The sequence below is a fragment of the Sphingobacterium micropteri genome (assembly GCF_014692515.1).
Classification (GTDB): Bacteria; Bacteroidota; Bacteroidia; order Sphingobacteriales; family Sphingobacteriaceae; genus Sphingobacterium; species Sphingobacterium micropteri.
Genome location: NZ_JACOIK010000006.1, coordinates 36,147 through 58,290, shown reverse-complemented (window position 1 = coordinate 58,290; position 22,144 = coordinate 36,147). Strand labels below are relative to the sequence as shown.

The following is a 22,144-nucleotide window of genomic DNA, read 5'->3' as shown; positions in this document are numbered from 1 at the left end:
TTCTCTTATAATTTACAATATTACTTCTTCTCCCGTAATTCATCAGAAAACGAATACGGCTTATTTTCACTTGCTGTGCCTCGGGATAGATTAGGCTGCGCAGACATACGGAAATTTAGTTTAGCCCCTTTATATAAATCGGCGATACGCAAGAAATTGTGCGTATAGTTTTTTCCATTTACACGTAACTGGTCGACGTATACGTTTTCTTTCGATTGGTTGCTCGCCGAAATAACGATTTTTTTCCCATTTTCCAGCTGCAAGGTCACCTCGTCGAACAACGGAGATCCCAGCACATATTCGCCAGACCCTGGTGCTACCGGGTAGAAACCCATAGCAGAAAATACGTACCAGGCGGAAGTCTGTCCATTGTCCTCATCTCCACAATAGCCGTCAGGAGCAGCAGAGTAAAGCTTATCCATAATCTCCCGTACCCAATACTGCGCCTTCCATGGCGATGCGGAATAGTTGTAAAGATAAGGCATATGTTGTATAGGCTGATTACCATGCGCGTATTGTCCCATATTCATAATCTGCATCTCCCGCATTTCATGGATCATCCCGCGGCTTTTCATCCCCTCCAGACTAGGCACCAAAAAGACGGTATCTAACATGCCGGTAAAAGCCTCATTGCCCCCCATTAAGTCAATCAACCCTTGTGGATCATGAAATACACAGAAGCTCCAATGCCATGAATTACCTTCTGTAAACTCGTCCGACCAAGCGCTGGGGTCAAAATTTGCGATAAATTCCCCATTCTTATTCTTTCCGCGCATAAGCTTTGTTGAAGGGTCATAGAGATTTTTATAGTTAAGAGCTCTTTGGGCGTAAATGCTGGTTTCTGCATCCGGCCGCCCCAAAGCCTTCCCAAATTGATATATACACCAATCATTGTATGCATATTCTAATGTCCGAGCAGCATTCTGCGAAATATCAGCATCAGCGGGTATATAGCCTAATTTGTTATAAAGTTCATGTCCATACCGTCCGGTCGACGTGTTCTTTGGATGCACATTATTTGCGCCCCATTGCACCGCTTCCCATAGCACCATGGGATCATAACCTTTTCTACCGGTGAGATAAGCATCTGCCACCACAGAAGCGGAATTATTTCCGATCATGGAAGCACGATGTCCGGGAGATGCCCATTCTGGCAGAAAACCACTTTCTTTATAAGCATTCACCAATCCCTCTTGCATACGGTCATTCATAGAAGGATAAAGCAGATTTAACAACGGAAAAAGACTTCGAAATGTATCCCAAAACCCTGTATCGGTAAACATCTCTCCTGGCAGTACCTGTCCGTTATATGGACTATAATGCACGCGGTTTCCTGCGGCGTCTATTTCCGAAAGATCGCGTGGAAAGAGTGTGGAGCGATACAGACAGGAATAAAAAGTGCGGAGGCGGTCGATATCTTGATCTTTAACGCGGATACGTCCAAGTACCTCATTCCATTGCTGACGACCTTCGTTAGCAACCTCTTCCAAAGATTTCTCGCGCACCTCATTTAAGTTCAACGACGCCTGCTCAAAACTAATGAACGAAGAGGCTACCCGGGCTGTTATCTGTTGCCCTTTTTTTAATCCTTTGAAGCCAATAATCGCACCCGCATGATCTGCCGTTACTTCCAAGCCATCCGAATTTATGTTTCCATTATTCACGGCAAAATGGCTGTCCATCGGCTGATCAAACTCAATGATAAAATAATTCTTAAAATTATCCGGTGCTCCTCCACTAATGCGCGTATTATAACCGATAACCTTATTTTCTTCCGGTATAACCTTGATGAAAGAACCTTTGTCGAAAGCGTCAATGACAACATACGCACTATCGGTCTTCGGAAAAGTAAATTTGAACACGACAGCCCGTTGCGACGGACTGAACTCCGTCGTGATATCGTGGTCCGCCAGAAATACACTATAATAGTATGGCTTTGCAATTTCGGCCTTATGTGAAAACCAACTCGCCCGTGCATCCTGATCAAACACCGGCTGCCCCGTTATAGGCATCAACGAAAATTGTCCGTAATCGTTATTCCATGGACTAGGCTGGTGTGTCTGTTTAAAACCTTTAATTTTATCTGCAGTATAGGTATATATCCATCCATCGCCCATATTTCCGGTCTGTGGTGTCCAAAAGTTCATACCCCAAGGACGGGCGATAGCTGGATAGGTATTCCCTGTTGAAAGTTCATATTTAGATAAGGTACCTACTAGTGGATTTACGTAATCTACCGGCTCTTGCGATTGTGCAAAGATTTGCGGAAGGCTCGTCATCCATAATAGAATTAACAGAAAAAAAGAATGTTGTTTCATATGTGTTTGTATTTTATTTTTTTATGGCCATATGGAATATCCAGCATAAATTCATCACTGTTTATGGTTGATAGTCGTGGACATTTCCTGAATGTTATTTAAAGATTATTTATTTAATTTCTACCATACAAATTTTACGTCGACACCGTCCGGGTCGTTTTCAAATCCCAACAGATAAGTCTTTGACTCCTCGTGCCAATTTCGTGTGTTGAATACCTCTTTTCCATTGACTTTTACACTTTTCGGCCGTTTTGGAAGAAGTACCCGAGAAGCATTGGTTGTTTCTATCGGACTCTTCGCTATATAAGCATAAGTGGATTTCGTGATTTTTTCATCGTAAACACGACTGGCTGCAGCTAAGACTTGTGGTTTTTGCTTGTCGGGGATCAAATCCACATTTAAAAAATAACCTTGTGCACCCGGGGCAATATAGCGCTTTTTAGACACTGGTAATTCAGGATCAAATAGATCGATCAATGTACCACTAATCGCATAGCCGTCTTCACTGACACTTTCATCCATCACCGCAATCAACTCAAACGGTCCGCGCTGCAAATAAAAGTTATTTTTGAAGACCAACGTGTCGCCACCAGCGGCTTGGTATCGCTCTTGTGTTACCTTAATTAGTTGCTGGCTGTTGTTTGTTTTAAGGGTATAATCTTTTGGATCCACCCGGATAATCTGTACAGATCCCCTACCATATGTATATACGCCGCCGTCTGCTCCCGGCAGAATACCCATTTTTTCAAAAAGATGATCCGCTGGAACCGCATAAGTATTACTTTTCGTATTCCACCATTCCTGTACCGTCTGGAACGGATCATTGTCGGTCCCACTATAGATCAACTGTCCCCCTGCTTTTACCCATGCAGCCAAATGCTCGTGTGCAATCGGATCAAGCGGTTTCATATTCGCATAGGTCATGAGCAAAACTTTGGTGTCCTTCAGTGCTTCTTTGTACCCTAAATTCTCGATATGTACTGTTTTTACCGGTACACCGCGTTTTAGGAAAGGAAGAGCAAGACCATAAAAGTTCGCCAGCTGTGGATCGTCGTATCCTTCGTGCGTTGGGAAACGTTGGAACATCAACGAATTTGCCATCAACACGGAGATCCCTTCGCTTCCCGACAATTTATTTTCACTTAGTGGCATTTGGTTCAATGTATTGATCATGACCTGCATCTGCGTGGAATAATGACGCGGGATACGTTCTTTTTGATCACTATTCGGATTTGTCCGGTACAACCCTTCATAAATTCGCTCTGGCCAAGGCATAACCTCGTAGTCAGCAATGTTCGGATACAGCAATTGCGCAACAAAAGTTGCCTGGTAGTTGGTTTTATAATCCACCCAGTCTTTGGCACGGTCTTCAATAGGATCGGTCAGAAAGAACATTTTCCTGCCAGAAGGTGCGGTCATCGATTCCATAGATCCATATTCCAGATACGCTGTTTCGAACACCCGTTCCCTTTCTTTTCCGTTAAAATAGTTGGGCTCTCGTGAGGTCCCCGTCCAAACTTGTGCAATATAACCATCCACTACCGGTAAGGATGCCAAACTAGCCTCCGGAGAAACGATCATCCATTGGGCATAATTGACGAGTGAATGCGTGGGAACGTAGCATTTCACATCCATCCCTTTGGATTTGCCGTATTCCTTGGCAAAAGTAAATATCTCGTTCAATGCGTTATAATAGAGGTGATACTTGAGCTTATTAGAAAGATAGGTATTCTCTGGAGATTCGTGTTGTGGACGCCAATCAAAGCCATAATACTTCTTCCATTCCCGCTTAAACGATTCGCTATAGCCTGCCCTTGCCCAGAATTCCGGTTCTTCCATAAATATGGCGTCAATTCCCGCATCGATGACAGGCTTCACATGCTTTTCTTTCAAATACGCAAGGAAGTTGTCCGTCGGCACAATATAAGGAACCATATAGCCATGCCATATGGTATCCTGCTGCCGGGTGACCTGCCCCTCGTCCAGATGCCATTCTCCATCCCACTGACCGGTGAAATAATCTTGGTATTCGCCCCAGGCAATCCCCGTCATGAAATGAATCGTATAGCCCCTATCTTTCCAAGATTTGACTCGCTCGTTAAACGGTAACCTTTTATGTTTATCCGAAGGATTTCCGCCTACGCCGTAGATCATAACCGCGTCCGCACGGTTATCAATTGTCGGACGCCACTCTCGGGAGGTCTGGAAAGTTGTCTTCACGTTATCGGTCGTTTGCTGCGCCATGACTGCCCCGCTACTCCCGATCAGACCAGCAACTCCGATATATATTCTCCAGTTTGTCATAACCATTTTGTTTTACTGCCCATTATCTTACCAACACCTCTTTCGCGTCCGTATAATTCCAGCGTCTTGTTCCGCTACCTTTAGGTGTATCGTAATTGATACGGGCAGCTGCACGGATAAATACGATACGTCCGGACGGTATCGTTCCGTTGGACTCGATCGTAACTGTCTCTCCAAGCAGGCTATTAAATGATGACCCTGTGTATTCAAGGACACTCGACCAACGTTCATCCCGTGCTCGATAGCCCACCGTAGAGGAATAGCTGACAAAAAGCTGTATATCGGTTATATTTTGAAAGCTGCTACTATATCCGCCCATGGGTTCTATTTTTTCCCGGAATTCACTTTCCGAAACGCCTCTGGTCACGCGCACTTTCGCTTGAATTTTGCCATTGATCACCCTAGGCTCATCCATCCATTCGACTTTCAGGAATGGCTGTACCTCAAACCGAACTTGCGTTACCCCCTCGATATCGACGTCCTTTGTTTCATCAGCGATCGGTACACCACGCTCATCCTCCCGCAACAACGGAATGAACGGACCGTCTACCTGGACGTTATATCTTCCTTTAAAAACTTTTGTATTTTGGAAAGTGCCGTCGGGCATACAGAAAAAGTCAGGATTAGGCGTAACATTATCTCCCCAACTGGTTTCTATGAGACGCACCCGAATCCCTTCACTTCCTTGGTCGGTCAGCACCGGATCTCCGGTAGCTACATCAACGACTTCACCTTGTAGCGTTTCGGCCGGAGCTGGATAATTATCCAGCTCAAACATACTACAGGAAGCCAAAAAGAAAAGAGACGCGAACGCTATAAAAATGGTTGTCTTTTTCATCTGATTATTTTTATAATTTCTTTATTCAATTAATTTACTTTACCACCTATTCCCTCATCATTACCTGTTCGGCTGCTGATCTATGACGGAACTCTTTGCTACTTCTCCTCCAGGAATAGCAAAATAATAGTCGATTACATTGTATTCAAACGTTTTCAAACTCACCCACTGGAACCTAGCATCGAAAAAATATTTCCCGCTACTGGTCGAAAAGAAAGGATAAAGTCCGCGGAAGCGATAACGTGTATTGTTACTAAAGGCATCCCTATTTCTGTTTTCACCCCAAAAGCCATTTCTTCCTTCATAATGCTGCACCCTCCATCTTCGGATATCCCATTTAGACTTATGTTCTAATGCCAGCTCTTTCCGGCGCTCTTTTCGTACGATATTACGGCCACTTTCTGTCGATGTGATCGGACTGGTAAGCAGTGACGCCCCAGCCCGCTCTCTGATCTCATTAACCGCTTGTGTGGCCACCTCCATCAGATCCGATCCGTCAGGAGATCCCTCCCCTGCGAGCGATAACTCAACGGCAGCTTCCGCCGCATTCAAAAGTACTTCGGCGTAACGCATCAGCACGAAGTGCTGATCTGATCGCCCTTCACCTGCGACGAAGGATGGATCGGTGTTTAACCATTTTCTACCATAAAGACCAGTCAAGTTCCCTTCTCCATTATCGTAGAACGGACCGTTCGCACCAGCGGCCGTCATTTGTGTTCCGTTGTAATTCACCAACTCTTGGCTGGTGCCTTCTCTTGGGCTTAGGTAGAGTGTTTTAGGAGTTGCCCGGTAAGCATTCAGGTTCTGATACCTTGTTTCAGCCGCTTGATAGGAATAATCATTAAAAAACGGCTGTATTGGTGTAGGGCCTGTATAAACACCTGCCCGAATTTCAATATCCGTGCCTTTAAATCGATCCCCGGGAAAAATAACGTACGCCCGCAACCGTGGTTCAGCATCTTTGAAAAAATCCATAGGTGTGTCATACATCAGGTATTCCCCCTGCGTATTGGAATTTCCGGTTGTTACCTTAATCGTACCATTTGGGTAGCGGTCAAATCCTTCGAAAAGTTCCATAAAATCTAGTGTAGGACAAGTTCCTGACGCTAGTGGTGCTTTAAAAATAAAAGGTGCACTGTAGGCATCATATCCATGTGTGGCAATAGGAAAAGTGTATTCCTTTACGTAAATGTTTTCTGGACTTTCCACATCACTGAACATGTCGACCATATTCTGATATTGGGCTTCAGGATTATTTGCTGCCCATCTTTTTTTATAAAGCGCATAATTTCCATCATTCATGATCTCCCGAGCAGCTGTATAGGCTTCTCTGAAATATTTCTTTGATGCCGCTTGCCATGCATTTTCGGCGAAGCCAATAACCCGGACGCCCGTTTTCTCCCCCAATCCGGTGAGACGACCGGGGACCGTTTCATTATATTTTGCAACACTACCTGCGTAGAGCATGGCGTCTGATTTAAATGCTAAGGCAACATATTTATTGGCGTAACCTCTCTTCGGACTGGCTGGCAATAGCAATTCCGCTGCCTGATCAAAATCGGCAAGCACCTGATTCCATGTCTCTTCCTCGCTGGCACGTGGTACCTCCAGCGTTGACAGCTCTGCAGGATAGTGTAAAACCTGTGTCACCAATGGTGCGCCGCCGAATCGTCTGGCCATGGCATTAAATACAATGGCTCGGACAAAGTAAGCCTCTCCGAGATAGTGATTATATATATTCTCCGGAAATGAAGCTTCGTATTTCGGGAGATTTTCAATCAAATAATTCGCATCTCTCAGCAAGGTCATAGCTTTCCCCCAATACGGCGTTCGCTCACTGGTAAATGCCGAACTGATCCCGTCCCGATTCAGGGCCTCACCCGTCCCCTCAATTCCCAATGCTCCCAGCCATGCATTGAATTCCACCCCCCATTGGGCCATGTACTTGAAATCTTCGAATGGCATATTACTATACATTCTTGCTAGGTAAACGTCCATCCCCGATTCACTGGTAAGCAAATCTTCATCGCCAATAATGTTCTTTGGTGGGATATCGAAAAAATCTGAACACGAGGCGAATAACACACAAATAGCCAGTGTCAACTGATATATTTTTTTCATACGATTGTTTTTTGTCTTGATATAGTCCATAACACAAACGGGATTAAAAGGCGAGTGAAAGACCCGCTGTAATAGTTTTGTTCAACGGATAGAGTCGTCCCAAATCATCTTCCGGATGCTCTGGGTCAACGAATTTAACTTTCGTGAATGTCAACATGTTGTAAGCATTTGCAAAGACTCGCAAATTCATGGATGACAGTGCACGGAGTTTCGGAAGGGTATACCCTAGTTCAACACTTTTAAGTCGCAGGTAAGTCGTACTCACACGGTTAAACGTGGAGGCTTCCAAAGGATAGTTACCCGAGAATCCATAGTAGCCGCTGATCCATTCCTGGGAAGGATCCCAAGGGTCAGCCAATGGATCAACAGGACGCCATCGATCCGTATATTGTTCGAGTACTCCTCCACCGTTGCTTCCCCAAATCGCATATAGCGGTTCTCTATACTGCATAGAGCCGAGCGCCGAGCCTTGTAATAGGAAACTCATATCAAATCTTTTGTAGCTGGCATCAAAACTGAAACTAAAATTTAGCCATGGTGTACTATCAAAAGCGAGCGGATGCATATCTGAACCGTTGATCTCTCCATCACCATTCCAATCGACATATTTATAATCACCCGGCAAGATGTCGCGACCTTTGTATATCGGGAAACTTCTGATATCGTCCCAGTCCGTGTAGCGCCCAGCAGCTTCATATCCAAACTGCATGCCTTGAAAACGATTATTCAAGTTGTCGTTACGCCATCTGTCATAGGAATTCCCCCATGGTCCCTTCTCCGAGCCTACAAGGCGTTTTTGACGCGTAATTGTTCCAATGGCTTTCACCCGGTAAGATAGGTCACCAATTTTATTCCGATGCGAAATTTCGACATCCATTCCGAAATGCTTATCGCTGTCCAGATTTTCCCGGGGAGCGGTAGCACCGATCACGGTAGGAAGTTCGCCCGTGCGACGGGCAAAAAGCCCTTTTCTGGATCTTTCGAAATAATCCACGGCGAAGCCAAAAAGACCGTTCCATCCTTCAAAATCAACACCTAGGTTTAAGGTATGAGACGTAAACCAGGTGCTTAGTTGATTAGGCAACGCCAGCGGCGAGGCGCCATATATAAACTCATTGCCAAACATATATCCGGGAGCATATTGGTTGTAATACCCGTTTTCCGCATTTCCTGATGTGGCTGGGTACTCATAACCCATGGCCCAGTCATATACCAAGGATCCATCATCTCCCAGCACACCGTAACTTGCACGCAGCTTCAACTGATCTACGAATGATGCCAGTTCCCAATTCTTAAAGAAAGGCTCTTCCGATATACGCCATCCCACAGATCCTGAGGGAAAGAAACCCCATCGGCGGCCAGGGACAAACTTTGACCCCCCGTCGTAGCGGAATTGCGCTTCCGCAATATAGCGATCACCAAAGGTATAATTGGCCCTTCCGAAAACGGCGGAATTTGTTAACTCATAGATATCGTCAAATGAGCTACTCATTCCACCCACTTGATCCTGCGCGACACCACCAAAGAGATAATCCATAGCAAAAGCGAGATTACGTTGTGCATAAAAATTATCGCCGGTTTGTTTTTGCGCTTCCCATCCCAGCATACCGGTCACCTGATGCGTATTGTTAAATGTTCTGTTGTAATTCGCGATAAACTGGCCCAACACTTGTTGTCTATTAAACATTTCCCTTCGTATCTGGTTCGGCGAGCTGATGTTATACAGTTTTGGATCATACGTGTTGGTCACTTGGTTATAAGCATATTGGTAGTACTCTCTCCGATTGATATTGTTATCATCCGTACGATAATCGTAACTCACCAACGCCTTTGCCGACAAACCTTTGAGTACATCTGTAAGCGTACCGAAATCATAATTCAAACTGGCAGAAGATTGGAAATGTCTCTGCGCATGCTTCCGATAACCCGAAATATCGGATGTCATCTTTGCTACAGTATTCTCCTCAAGATCCAGTCCTTCGTAATTAAGCATCGTGTTGCCTGGATCAGCATACGCCGGTACGAGCACCCCCTGCCGCCAATAATTCCGGATAATATCTACGGAACTGGAATAAGGGCTATTACGCTGATCCATAACTCCACTTAAGTTTAGATCAAAGGTGAGCCCGTTAGCTATCTCCGCACTGATATTCGACCGAAGATTCACTTTGTTGTAATTCAAATCTCCGGATTTGAAAAATCCTTCCTGATAAAGGTGGCCTACTCCGATGTAATATTGGGTTTTATCACTTCCCCCCGTAATACTCAAGTCTGACTGGGTCTGTGGCGCATAGTCAGAAAAAAGCAGGGATGTCCAGTCTGTCGTACGACTCTCCCCTGTTCGAAAAGCTTCAAAACGCTCCTCCGTATAAATAATATCATAAGGCGATCCGATATTGTTCCGTGCCATTTCATTGTAAATGGTCATGGTTTCATAGGGGTCAGCCAATACCGGCAATCCCGACGGTCGCTGAAAGGTATACGCACTACTCAGGGAGACACTCGCCTTCCCTGTCCGCGTTCCTTTTTTTGTCGTAACAAGGACTACGCCATTAGCCGCTCGCACCCCGTAGATCGCAGCAGAGGCATCTTTCAGCACCGATATATCTTCGATATCGTTGGGATTAAGCCGTTGAAAATCTGCTGTCGTTCGCGGTATACCATCGATAACTACCAACGGACTACCTAAACCTCGGATATCAAAACTGTTATTGAAAGATCCTGGTTCTGCGCTTCGCTGCCAAACTCTTACCCCCGGAACACGACCGGTGAGCATATTCTGTGGGTTTTCGTTTTTAGTTTTAATCATTTCCGACCCTTTGATATTCGACACAGCTCCTGTTAAGGTGACTTTTCGCTGCGTACCGTATCCGACAACAACGACCTCTTCCAACGCGGCCTCATCTGTTTGTAAGACAACATCTATACGGCTTCGCGTGCCGACTGTTTCTTCTGCACTTAAAAAGCCCACAAAAGAATAGTGTAATACCGCCCCTTGCGGCACTTGAATGGTATATTGTCCTTGGGCATCCGTACTAGTAGCAATTTGGGGTGATGAGCCCTTCACTAATACGGATACGCCAATAAGCGGCTGGCCGTCGGAGCTGGCTACGCTCCCTGACACATTTATATGCTGTGCAAACGACATCGCCGGAATCAGGAGAAACGCAAACCATATGGTATGCATAAATATTCTCATTTCCATCATTAAATTCTTGATCATACGGGTTCTTTTTTAACACTATTGATTAGCTATTTTGTTAATTCATATCTTGACAAAACCGCATATTCGGCTGCAAAGGCGAAGGTAAACATCCCCTCTGTATCGTTTTTACCACGGTCACGGTTCCATCCGACTAACAAGTTTGTAGGTAGAAGCCCATTGTAGAAAAAACGCTCATACGCGTAATCCAGATTTTTTTGAAACGCATCGATATATTCATTCGTCTCTTTGTACGAAGGATACAAGTCGACATACCCTCTCATCAGCACGCCGTTGAACCAGTTTCTAAAGCCACTGATATCAAAGGTGTAATGATCTGCGACATTCACGCCTTTTTTTGCAAAGTAAGAAAAGCTGGCGTTTGCTAATGCCGCACCATCCGCACGATATTTGTCGTCTCCGGTAACACGGTGGAGATCGGCTGCTCCCGACAACATCGTGCCGCTATTGTAGGTTATAGCTGGCCCCACTCTATCACGACAATTCACACCTCGGCGGTAATTAACACCATCAATTTGCTCCAACTGCGGAGATCCCGGCGTGCAGCCCCCCATCATATCATCATACACACCATCGCCTCGAAGAAGGGAGCGTTTCTGCCAATCGTAGATCTTCTCTGCAAACAGGAGGTAATATTCGCTTTTCTTCATTTGAATTGCCTTTCTAGTTCTTCGATCGGCAGCATCGATATAGCGATGTGTTATCTCATCGTTTTTCCCTTTATAGAGTTCGTGCAGCCAAACTAGCGGACTTATCATCGGGCCATTGCTACAAGCATGTTTGGTCACATAACCAGGTCCCCAGGCGATTCCCCCTACCTCGTTTCCGTTCGTATCAAACGTACAGTCCCAGCCATCGAGCACATACTCCGTAAGGTATTCCGCTTTCTCCAGAAACAATTGGTTGCCGGTTACTTTATACGCTTCCAGAAACTCTCGAATTAGCCACATTTGATCATCATAAACATTTTCAATCCCCTCTACTCGAGCGCCACCTTTAGAATTCCCACGATTTACACCGTATACTGTCCATTCGTTGGTACCTGTATAGGAGGTAAGCGTGAATGTTCCCAAGTAATAATCAGCTGCATCATAGAGCTTCATAAGTTCTTGTTCGTACCGATTGAAATGGGCATTATAGCGTGCAGCGTCTCCCTGCTCCTTTTCAGCCTCCAGGGCGTGAAGAATTGCCGTAACAGCCTCAATAGCACTCGTATACATCCATATACTTCCGATTTCATTCGACCGTTGATCGGTATAGGGATTGTAATATCTTGCCATGGTCATTCCGCTTCCCGTAAAATAGGCTTCCAGCGCATTATCTGTAATTTCCATAGCACGGGTCAGCGATCTCGTCGCCAGATCCTTCTCTTCTGGCGGTGTTGTCTTGTCATCGCTATTGGCCTTATCACAGGCATAGATAAAGAAGCATAGAAGACTCCCAACCGCGATAATTATACTTTTTTTCAGTTTCATCTTATTAAACTTATTTGGTTAATCCATTTTAATATTGTGCAGCACCAATTTATTCTCTCCGGTATTCGCCTCGCCATTATATACACCAAGCACTAACGTGACATCAGAACCATTGAATGAAGATAGGTCATAGGTAAACAAAGCGTATCCATCTGGATTACCCGCTCCTCCGTCGCCATGCTTGAATTTCCAACAGCCATCACTTGCAGCCGACGCTTCTTGCGCTGTATTAGAGGCGGGTGAAAGATGTGTTACCGCACCGTTGTTGTCAATCGCCGTCAGTTTAAAGTAGGTAAAGTTACTTCCGAAATTACGGGTACTGAGCGTCAATCGGTTACTTCCTCCCGCGATAGAGAATTTGGTATACATATACGCTTCGGGTACCTTCGTGTCTACTTCTGGTGTATTTCGTGTCTTAATGATATACCCTTCCGAAGGAAATACTTCGGGGTCTTTTTTCAGCGGCATGAACATCCATTCCGCGGCAACGTGAGCGACATTCCGCCAAGCACGATATGCATCCACATAGTTATCACGGTTACCACTTACAGGACTGATCCCGGTAAACGATTTTTTGGTATGTGGCATAGTAGACCGAACGGTTTCATGAGAGAGCTTCCATCCGTCAACAACCTCGGTTCCAGGAAGCCAGTCCCAATTCTCGACTTTTCTGTCAGCAAACCGGATCGCCCGCAAAACGAGTTGTTTCCAATAATCCCCGGTCGCTTGCCTATATATTCCTATGGCAATGATTACCTCCTTATCGACATAAGCACTCAGGTCAAAATCAAAATCCGTGTAACCTCCCGAATAGGTGCGGTTTTGACCTACTTTCTCCGCTTTCGGTTCGGCGGCATTTAAATCAATGACCTGTACGCCGAAATAAACCGGTGCAGCGGCATCCGCATTGTGGGTTTGAACTCTCAGCGAAAGAATTTTGTTGTCTTCCGTAATCAATTTACTACCATACACAAACGAATCAAAAACATCCATATCTGCCGGGTTATTTCGATCATCCCCGCTGTTACGGATCTGCAATGTCGTTCCTTCATTCTGTTCTTGCCATGCACCCCTGAAGTCTAAGGTACTCATATAGTTACATGCCCAGTCCCAATGTGGATAGGCATCCGCATTCCTTCCTCCGCGGTATTCGTTATAATACCACTTTTCGGCACTTTGCAAATCAATAGTGGTTAATCCGGGGAGCAATTCTTGACTTCCCATTTGGATATTAAGGGTAGCGATACCATCCACAAAATCAGCAGGCGATATCGTTCTCACAATCGTGACATATCCACTTTTCGTAAAAGTGACACTATAATTATTTTCAATCAGGTTGGGAATCACAAAAGCTCCATTGTTATCGGTAGTTGCTGTTCCGCCAACCGCACCAATAGAAACAGTAACGCCTGAAAGTGGCTCACCTGCTTGGAGTGCATCCAATACCGTTCCTACAATTCTTGCGGAAGCACTGACCATTTCTACATTCACGGTAGCGACACCATTGTCATCAAAATCATTCGCCGTTAACGTTAACCCAACTGCCAGCCATCCATCTTTCTCAAACTTGACCGCATGTGTTCTGTAGGTCACATTATCAAAAGAATACTTCCCGTCATTCCCACTTGTGGTAACCTGATCTTCTTCATTGATGCCCGAAAGGGTAATTTTCATCCCTGAAATGGGTTCTCCATTAGCATCGGTTACTGTACCAACAACTTGTCCACGTCGGTTATCCGTAGGATCATGGTCTTTTTTACATCCGAAATGTAAGATGAACATCAGCGTGGCCAATGCCAAATAGCATACTTTTTTTAGGTTTTTCATTTGATTAATTTTCATTTAAGTAATACTTCATTCATTTTAAATAGGTTGGTTTATTTTTTAGCGTTGGATTTTACAATCCATCCTCCAACTGATGCTTTCCTAATATAGCGTATTGTGCAGCAAATGTAAACATGAACATCCCCTCTACGCCCTGCTTCTCCTTTTCTTTCCCCCATCCTTTCAATAAATTTGTCGGGAGGAAACCATCTTGATGAAATCGCTCAAAACCATAATCTAGGTTTCGTTGGAAGGCCTTTAGATAACTTCCTATTTGCGTATCAAGCCGACTCGCTTCTTCGTAACTGCGCATGAGGATACCATTAAACCAATTGTTAAAGCCATTCGTTTCGAAGCTGTAATATTGCGGGACATCCTTTCCCAAAGAAGCAAACTGCTGGAAACTGTTCTTAGCCAGCTCCCGGCCATCCGTTGCATATTCTTCATCTCCCGTTACGCGATAAAGGTCCACAGCACCCGACAGCATCGTTCCGCTGTTATAGGTATACGCTTTTCCTACAGCTTGCGTCAATGGTGTGTTTGCACGGTATCGTATACCGTCCACCTCTTCGTAACGTATATCACAATTTGGCACGCAACCACCCATCATATCCGTGTATACACCATCTGCATTAAGTAGGTTTCTTTTCTGCCATTCGTAAATAGATCGTGCATAGTCAAGATAGTATTGTCGTTTTTCCAATTGTTCACTTCGGCGGGTTTTTCCGTCTGTATCTATATAGCGATGCGCAACCTTATCAGATTTGTCTTTGTAAATTTCATGTAGCCAAACCAGCGGACTGATTAATGGTCCATTACTACAGGCATGCTTCGTGGTGTAGCCAGGTCCCCAAGGGATTCCACCATTTTCTTTCCCATTGCTATCACGAGTTACGTCCCACCCATCTAACACATAAGCCGTTAAATACTCTGCTTTTTTCAAATATTCATTTTTACCCGTTAGTTTATAGGAATCCAATAACTCACGGATTAACCACATCTGATCATCATATACATTCAGTATACCAGAAACGTTTGCTTGCCCTTTTTGATTGACACGATCAACAGCATATACAGACCATTCTTTTGTCTGTGTATAAGAAACGAGTTCAAAAGTGCCTAGATAATAGTCTGCATTCGTATACAGATTGTCCAGCAATATCACGTAGCGATCGTAATGATCATTATACAACGTGCTCCCCTCGACATGCTGGGCATGCTTAAGCGCCAATAGCACCGCATTGACAGCTTCAATTCCGGCGGTATACATCCAAACAGAAGCACGTTCATCAGATTTAACGTTGGTAAACGGATTATAAAAGCGTCGCATTTCGAAAGTTTCGGGGTCAAAATAATGCTCGATGGTTACATCGATTAAATCTATAGAACGTTGTAGGTTCTGCATAGCTATAACCTGAGAATCATCCGTACCTGGCTCCCCCATCATATCAGGGGGTGACGGGCTCCTGGCAACTCCTGATAGTACGACAGTTATCGAAGTAAAGCTCAATAGCATCGTACAACACATGGCAATAATGGAAAACTTCATGTTTGAGATTAGTTAAGTTTATAATAAAAAATTTAAAATTGGCGGAATAGTCTTTCGACATATTTCATACCCCAAAATAGGGAGGCAAGGATTAAAACTGGGGTTAAAAACAAGATTTAACCGCAGACAAAAACATTAACCCCCCTTTTATTTTTCACATTTATGTTCCAAGAAGCTTTCTAACGACCCTTTTTCTTCTATGTTTCACTAATTTTTTTGTATTATATTAGCTACCTTTGTACTAAAAGTTATAAATTGTACATCAGATTTATGACAGTGATAAACCGAAACATGTGCATTTACCGAGTACAATCTCTCCTCCTTTGTCTTTTCATTTTAATGACGCCGTTCATCTTTCCAAATTATGCTTTCGCACAGGGTATCCGGTTTACAGGGAGTGATGAGCCTATTGAGGGACGTACTTCTGTAGCTTTCTTTTCGGACGCAGTACCCACTTTTCACCAAGCGTTTGCTATCAATTTTGATCTCCAGCTACCTAATAATAATACCATCGGTTATATCGTCCGGATTAAGGAGAAAAATCAGGGTTCTATTTTCAATTTACATTATGATAAAGAAGAAGGACAAGCGGTATTTCGTCTAAACGAAGAAGGTAAAACTAGCTTGATTACGATGCGGATTCCGCTTGAAGACCTAATTGAAAGGCATTGGTTTCCGGTACGTATGGAATATGATTTACAGAAGGGGCAAATCAAGCTGCAGATTGCGAATGAGGCACCACAGTCCGCCGCAGTACCAATCGATTCGCCATATTCTCCCAACATCACATTTGGACGTAGCGATTACATGATTGATGTCCCTTCATTCTCTCTTCGAAATTTCCGTATCGGGAACAAAGAGAAGGAAATTGTCTTCCCCCTACGGGAAAGCGAGGGAAATAAACTGCATAATGCTTCCGGTGAAGTGATGGGAAAGGTTACAAACGGTACTTGGTTATTGAACGATGCTTATCATTGGCATAAACACACGGTGATGCATTCCTCCAGTCCTTCAGGAGCTACCTATGATCCAAAAAGAAAATCTATCTGCTACTTCAATCGAGATTCTTTAGAGATTTACGAAATCCAAACTGGTGTAAAACGGAGTATCCGTTTCCTTACCCCCTGTCCGATGAAACTTAAGCTCGGAAACAGTTTTATAGATCACGAAGAAAATAGGCTGTATGTCTATGAAACTTACTATGAAGAAACCTATACTGGCCCCACAGTCGTAAGCTTAGATTTAGATGATTTTAGCTGGAGAATCGAAAGCAACGACTACCTACAACGAGAATTGAACCACCATGCTTCATACTTTCTAACCGATAGCCGCAAACTACTGTTATTTGGTGGATACGGGAACATGGTTTATAGTAACGATTTGCTATTTTATAATTTAACGGATGGAAATTGGTCTAAACCGGAGAACATGCGTGGAGACTCTATTTTACCTCGATATTTTACCTCTGCAGGTAGATCGGAGGTGAACCAAAAAATCTATATTTTTGGGGGTATGGGTAATGAGTCTGGACAGCATATAGTAGGACGAAAATATTTCTACGACCTTTATATGTTAGATCCGACGACCGGAAAAACGACAAAACTCTGGGACGTAGACCGGAAGGAAAACCTTTTCGTGCCAGCTCGCGGCTTAGTCATCCCTGATTCCAACTGGATTTACATGCTCGGATACCCCGAACATTTAACACACTCGTTTATTAAACTGCGCCGGTTTGCCATCCATGATGGCCAATATGAAGAATTGGGTGACTCCATTCCGATTTATTCCGACAAGATTAGTACCCATGCGAATCTATATTTTGATCCTCATCTGAAGAAACTGATCGCATTGGTGCAGGAATCGGACGATGATATCCGGTCTACGCTGACCGTATACAGTTTAGATTTTCCAGCTATCAGTGAATCTCAACTGTATGCTTTTCCTGGTCCTAGTACACAAAAAAACATAGGATTCTACATTTTGGCACTCAGTGTACTCTGCATCGGAACCTTAATATACAAGATTTCTCGTCGTACCAAGCAATCTGAATCTGCTGTACCGCTGCCCGATGAGCCAACGTTACCCGAACAACCACAGACAAATTGTATTTATCTTTTTGGAGACTTCACGGTCGTCGATAGACGAGGAATGGATATTTCCCATTTATTCAGCGCACGCTTGCAACAGGTTTTCTGTTTGGTGCTGTTCCATAGCTACAATACGGGCATCAGTTCCAATCTCCTTACCCACTTACTATGGCCGGACAAACCGAAAGATAAGGCCAAGACCTCTAGAGGGGTAGCCATAAATAATCTACGAAAGGTCTTGAGTGAATTGGATGGTATAGAAATTATTTATGAAGAGGGACATTATCGTGTACTATTCGAATCTATTTGCTATTGTGATTATTGGCGCCTGAAGGAGCTTCTTACGCAAGGTGTCGATATCCTTTCTCCAGAGATTCTACATATTCTGGAACGTGGGGAATTCCTATTGGGCATGGACGATCCTATTTTCGATAAGTCGAAATACGATATCGAAAGTATGTTGATCGAAAGGTTTCAAAAGTATATAGTCAAAAGTCGTGAGGAAAAAAACTGGTCTTCGTTATTTCGTGCAGCAGACGCCTTACTTACGCTCGACACCGTTAATGAGCTAGCCTTGGAACAAGGGCTTTACGCATTGTATAAAGGAAAACTCGAATCGCGTGCAACACTTTTCTATAAGCGTTTCGCGGAGAACTATCGGCGTTTGATGGGAGAAGATTACGCTTATACCTTTGAAGATATATGGCAGCGAACAATTCAATAAAAACAATGACCATCTTTATTCTACACTGTCTCTTCTAGCCGAATAAAGATGGTCTTCATATTGTCCTTATTATCTACAGCAATTCCGTCCCATTAGAAGGAATAACCTTAATAGCCGTCAATTCCAGGTTGAATTGTTTCTCATAAATCGGTGCCAAGCGTTCTACCAATAAATCCTGAAAAGATTTTTTCACTAAATTGATGGTACATCCACCAAAACCACCTCCCATCATTCGAGCACCTATTACTTCTGGAAAAGATTTCACATAGTCTACTAAAAAGTCTAGTTCAGGGCAGCTTACTTCATATGCTGCACTTAATCCTTCGTGTGCGCAAAACATCTGTTGTCCTACTGTTTCTAAATCGCCCTGTTCTAATGCATCACACGCCTTATTCAATCGCTCATTCTCTTCCACGACAAATCGGCACTTCGTATACACATCCAAATCTACTGGTTTTACATGCGTTTCTAGCATATCTAGGGTCACATCGCGCAGGCTTTTCACCTCCGGAAATTGTTGCTGCACCAATCGTACACCTTCTTCGCAGGAAGCCCGACGATCATTATAAGCAGACGATGCCAAAGAATGTTTTACATTGGTATTCAACAAAAGAATAGCATAATCGTCTAATTCCAACGGCTTGTAGGAAAAAGAAAGGTCACGACAATCCAGCTTCACGACATGGTCGGCTTTACTCATCACCGATGCAAACTGATCCATGATACCACATTTTACGCCCGCATATGTATGCTCTGCCAGCTGTCCAATTTTAGCGATATCCACGCGTTCTATTTCTAAATCGAAGAGTACGTTTAGTGCAAATCCCACTGCACATTCCAGTGCAGCAGAAGATGATAATCCGGCCCCCAACGGCACATCGCCATCAATATACATATCAAATCCTTTCAGATTTGCTCCCCTCGACTGCAGCTGATCCACCACACCCAGTACATAATTCGGCCAACCCTGCTCTACAGGTTGTATTTCGGTTAACGGAATTTCAAAATATGCTGCAAAATCTTCCGCATATAAACGGATAATATTGTCGTCACGCTTTCCGACCCCTACATAAATCGCTTTATCGATTGCAGTGGGAAGCACAAAACCTTCATTATAGTCCGTATGTTCGCCGATGATATTAATTCTTCCGGGCGAGCGTACCACATGTGTAGGGGCATATCCAAAAACGGTTGTATATTTTTCTTCTATCTGTTGTTTAGAAATCATGTATTTATCCTTTGTAATGAATCGTAGATTGTTGTTTTAGGGTATTCGCTGCTTGTTCAGGGGTAATGTCACGCTGCGGCGTAGCCAACATCTCATAGCCCACCATAAATTTCTTTACTGTCGCTGACCGTAATAGCGGTGGGTAGAAATGCATATGCCAATGCCATTCCGGATGTTCCCCAGTATTTACCGGCGATTGGTGCATCCCTGCCGAATAGGGAAAAGATGTTTTAAAAATATTATCGTAACGAATCGTTAGTTCTTGCAATGTACGCGCAAAGTCTTCTTTTTCTTCTTCCGTAAATGCTAGAATAGACGGTACCGGGCGTTTGCTGATAATCATCGTTTCATAAGGCCAAGCTGCCCAAAAAGGAACAAGCGCCACAAAATGTTCATTATCGATGATAATACGTTCGTCTTTTTTTAATTCGAGTGCGACATAATCTTGAAGAAGTGTACGCCCATGCTGCTCAAAATAAGTCTTTTGTTGCACAGTCTCTTTTTCGATCTCTACGGGTAATGAACTTTCCGCCCATATCTGACCATGTGGATGGGGGTTACTACACCCCATAATGCTGCCCTTATTTTCAAATATCTGAATATATTTTATCCATTCCTTTTCTGCAAGCTCTTTGAATTCCCGTTGCCAAAGATCTACTACCGCCTTAATTGCTGGCAAATCCATTTGAGGAAGTGTCAAATCATGACGCGGTGAAAAAGAAATAACTTTACATATCCCTCTCTCCGATTCGGCGACAAGCAAACTTTCCTCATCAAATTGTTCTATCGATGTGTCTTCCAATAAAGCCGAAAAATCGTTGACAAAAACAAAACTGTCCTTGTAATCCGGGTTTTGCGTACCATCCGCACGCGAATTTCCTGGACACAAATAGCACTTCGGATCGTACTGCGGACGGCTGTCTGGTGCTAAATCCTCGACTTGACCTTGCCAAGGGCGTTTACTACGATGGGGAGAAACGAGAATATATTCTCCCGTTAAAAGATTCTTACGTTTGTGTGGTTGTTCTGCAAAATCCAACATGGTTTAAGGTTATATTTTTATAAATATCACCTTTTTTTTGGAAAAACAAAATAGGAGAGCAATAAAAAGTGTCAATAATACACTTTATTAACATTAAACACCATGACTTTCAAGCTATTATAGCGACAGATTATGCTTTTGGCTTTTCTCCTTTTATCAATTCGAAAACAGTAATCTCCGGCAAAATCCCTACACGTCCAGGGTAGCCCAAGAATCCATATCCTACATTCACATAGAGTTTTTTGTTTTGTTCCTCATAAAGCCCGGCCCATTCTTTATATACATATTTAGCTGGGCTCCACTGGAAGTGTTCTCCACGGACACCAAACTGCATACCATGGGTATGTCCCGCAAACATGACGTCAACATCCGTATCCAACACTTGTGCTCTCCAATGTGATGGATCATGTGATAGCAGCAACTTCACGGGAGATTCTTCCGTTCCGGTCAGTGCTTTTTTCAAATCTCCTTTCTTCGGAAAACGACCTGTGCCCCAGTTTTCCACCCCCACAATGGATATTTTCTCGTTATTCACCTCGATGTCCCTGTTCTCATCCAACAATAGGTCCCACCCCATTACTTGATGTGTTTCTTTAAGGTTTTTCAAGTTTTTACGCTTTGCCGCAGAATCTTCCCGACCAAAATAGTAATCTCCATAGTCATGATTACCCAAGACGGAATATACCCCTAAATCGGCGTGTAGTTTAGCAAAAATATCTTGATAATCCCGCATTTCAGAAGCAACATTATTAACCAAATCGCCCGTAAAAAACACAGCATCCGGCTTTTCGCCCATCAGCATTTCTATTCCCCCCAGTACCGCTTTCTTATTATAAAAAGATCCGGAATGTACATCTGATATTTGTGCAATGCGCATACCATGAAAGGAAGCAGGAAGATGGGGCAAATACAGCTTTTGCCGAATGATTTTATAATCATACCCACCGGAAATCATCCCCCATGACAAAGGAAATATGGGCAAAGATGCGACGATTATTCCAGATTTGGTTAAAAACTCTGAACGGGAGATTCCATTGACTGGCTTTTCTGGTAAAGGTTCCGAAAGTTCCTCTACCCGCTCTGGTAAACTTTCGTTTCTACGAGGTGGTGAAAAAAGTTTAGCAATCCAGATTCCGCCACGACGGATATCGTCAAGAAGCAAAATGACAATAAAAATAAACTTACTGGCCGCCGTCATGAAAAAAGCGACTAAAATGACAGACCTATACGCTAGCGGAAGATTAAACTTCGCCGAAATATAAAGCCCTAGCAAAAGGGCAATAGAATAGCCCCACCACACCAGTGAAAACCATTTTGTTTTCGCGACCTTAATTTTCGTTGCTCGTAGGGCAAAGAAAATGTAAACATCAAAAACAAGCAGTAATATTGCGTTAAATATTAACATAATAAT

12 protein-coding genes are annotated in these 22,144 nt (G+C 43.7%); 1 reads left to right on the top strand and 11 read right to left on the bottom strand.

Annotation, left to right across the window (positions count from 1 at the left end; all coding sequences use genetic code 11):
• Positions 1-20 precede the first annotated feature (20 nt).
• The 8 genes from H8B06_RS09480 to H8B06_RS09445 all read right to left on the bottom strand — a co-directional run bounded on the left by H8B06_RS09480 (position 21) and on the right by H8B06_RS09445 (position 15,652).
• Positions 21-2,318, bottom strand: a complete 2,298-nt coding sequence (locus H8B06_RS09480) for a GH92 family glycosyl hydrolase (protein WP_190994046.1) — start codon at positions 2,316-2,318, stop codon at positions 21-23.
• Between the two features lie 120 nt (positions 2,319-2,438).
• A complete protein-coding gene (locus H8B06_RS09475; RefSeq protein ID WP_223857587.1) occupies positions 2,439-4,622 on the bottom strand; it encodes a hypothetical protein in 2,184 nt (727 codons plus the stop codon).
• Positions 4,623-4,644: 22 nt separating this feature from the next.
• On the bottom strand, positions 4,645-5,460 hold the full coding sequence (locus H8B06_RS09470; RefSeq protein ID WP_190994045.1) for a DUF3823 domain-containing protein: 816 nt from the start codon (positions 5,458-5,460) through the stop codon (positions 4,645-4,647).
• 60 nt (positions 5,461-5,520) lie between these two features.
• A complete protein-coding gene (locus H8B06_RS09465; protein WP_190994044.1) occupies positions 5,521-7,581 on the bottom strand; it encodes a RagB/SusD family nutrient uptake outer membrane protein in 2,061 nt (686 codons plus the stop codon).
• A 43-nt stretch (positions 7,582-7,624) separates the two neighbouring features.
• Positions 7,625-10,804 carry a SusC/RagA family TonB-linked outer membrane protein gene (locus tag H8B06_RS09460; RefSeq protein ID WP_190994043.1) on the bottom strand — a complete coding sequence of 1,060 codons (3,180 nt, stop codon included), beginning with the start codon at positions 10,802-10,804 and terminating at the stop codon, positions 7,625-7,627.
• A 29-nt stretch (positions 10,805-10,833) separates the two neighbouring features.
• On the bottom strand, positions 10,834-12,279 hold the full coding sequence (locus tag H8B06_RS09455; RefSeq protein WP_190994042.1) for a glycoside hydrolase family 76 protein: 1,446 nt from the start codon (positions 12,277-12,279) through the stop codon (positions 10,834-10,836).
• Positions 12,280-12,297: 18 nt separating this feature from the next.
• Entirely contained in the window at positions 12,298-14,106 is a 1,809-nt protein-coding gene (locus H8B06_RS09450; protein ID WP_190994041.1) for an MSCRAMM family protein, read from the bottom strand.
• 70 nt (positions 14,107-14,176) lie between these two features.
• Positions 14,177-15,652, bottom strand: coding sequence for a glycoside hydrolase family 76 protein (locus H8B06_RS09445; protein WP_190994040.1), 1,476 nt, complete (start codon positions 15,650-15,652; stop codon positions 14,177-14,179).
• 339 nt (positions 15,653-15,991) lie between these two features.
• On the opposite strand from H8B06_RS09445, the gene H8B06_RS09440 reads away from it, so the two are divergent.
• Positions 15,992-18,463 carry a Kelch repeat-containing protein gene (locus H8B06_RS09440; RefSeq protein WP_190994039.1) on the top strand — a complete coding sequence of 824 codons (2,472 nt, stop codon included), beginning with the start codon at positions 15,992-15,994 and terminating at the stop codon, positions 18,461-18,463.
• Between the two features lie 73 nt (positions 18,464-18,536).
• On the opposite strand, the gene galK is transcribed toward H8B06_RS09440, so the two are convergent.
• From galK to H8B06_RS09425, 3 genes are all read right to left on the bottom strand, one after another.
• Positions 18,537-19,691, bottom strand: coding sequence for a galactokinase (galK, locus tag H8B06_RS09435; RefSeq protein WP_190994038.1), 1,155 nt, complete (start codon positions 19,689-19,691; stop codon positions 18,537-18,539).
• Between the two features lie 4 nt (positions 19,692-19,695).
• Entirely contained in the window at positions 19,696-20,733 is a 1,038-nt protein-coding gene (locus tag H8B06_RS09430; RefSeq protein ID WP_190994037.1) for a UDP-glucose--hexose-1-phosphate uridylyltransferase, read from the bottom strand.
• Positions 20,734-20,863: 130 nt separating this feature from the next.
• Positions 20,864-22,138, bottom strand: a complete 1,275-nt coding sequence (locus H8B06_RS09425) for a metallophosphoesterase (RefSeq protein WP_190994036.1) — start codon at positions 22,136-22,138, stop codon at positions 20,864-20,866.
• Between the last annotated feature and the right edge of the window lie 6 nt (positions 22,139-22,144).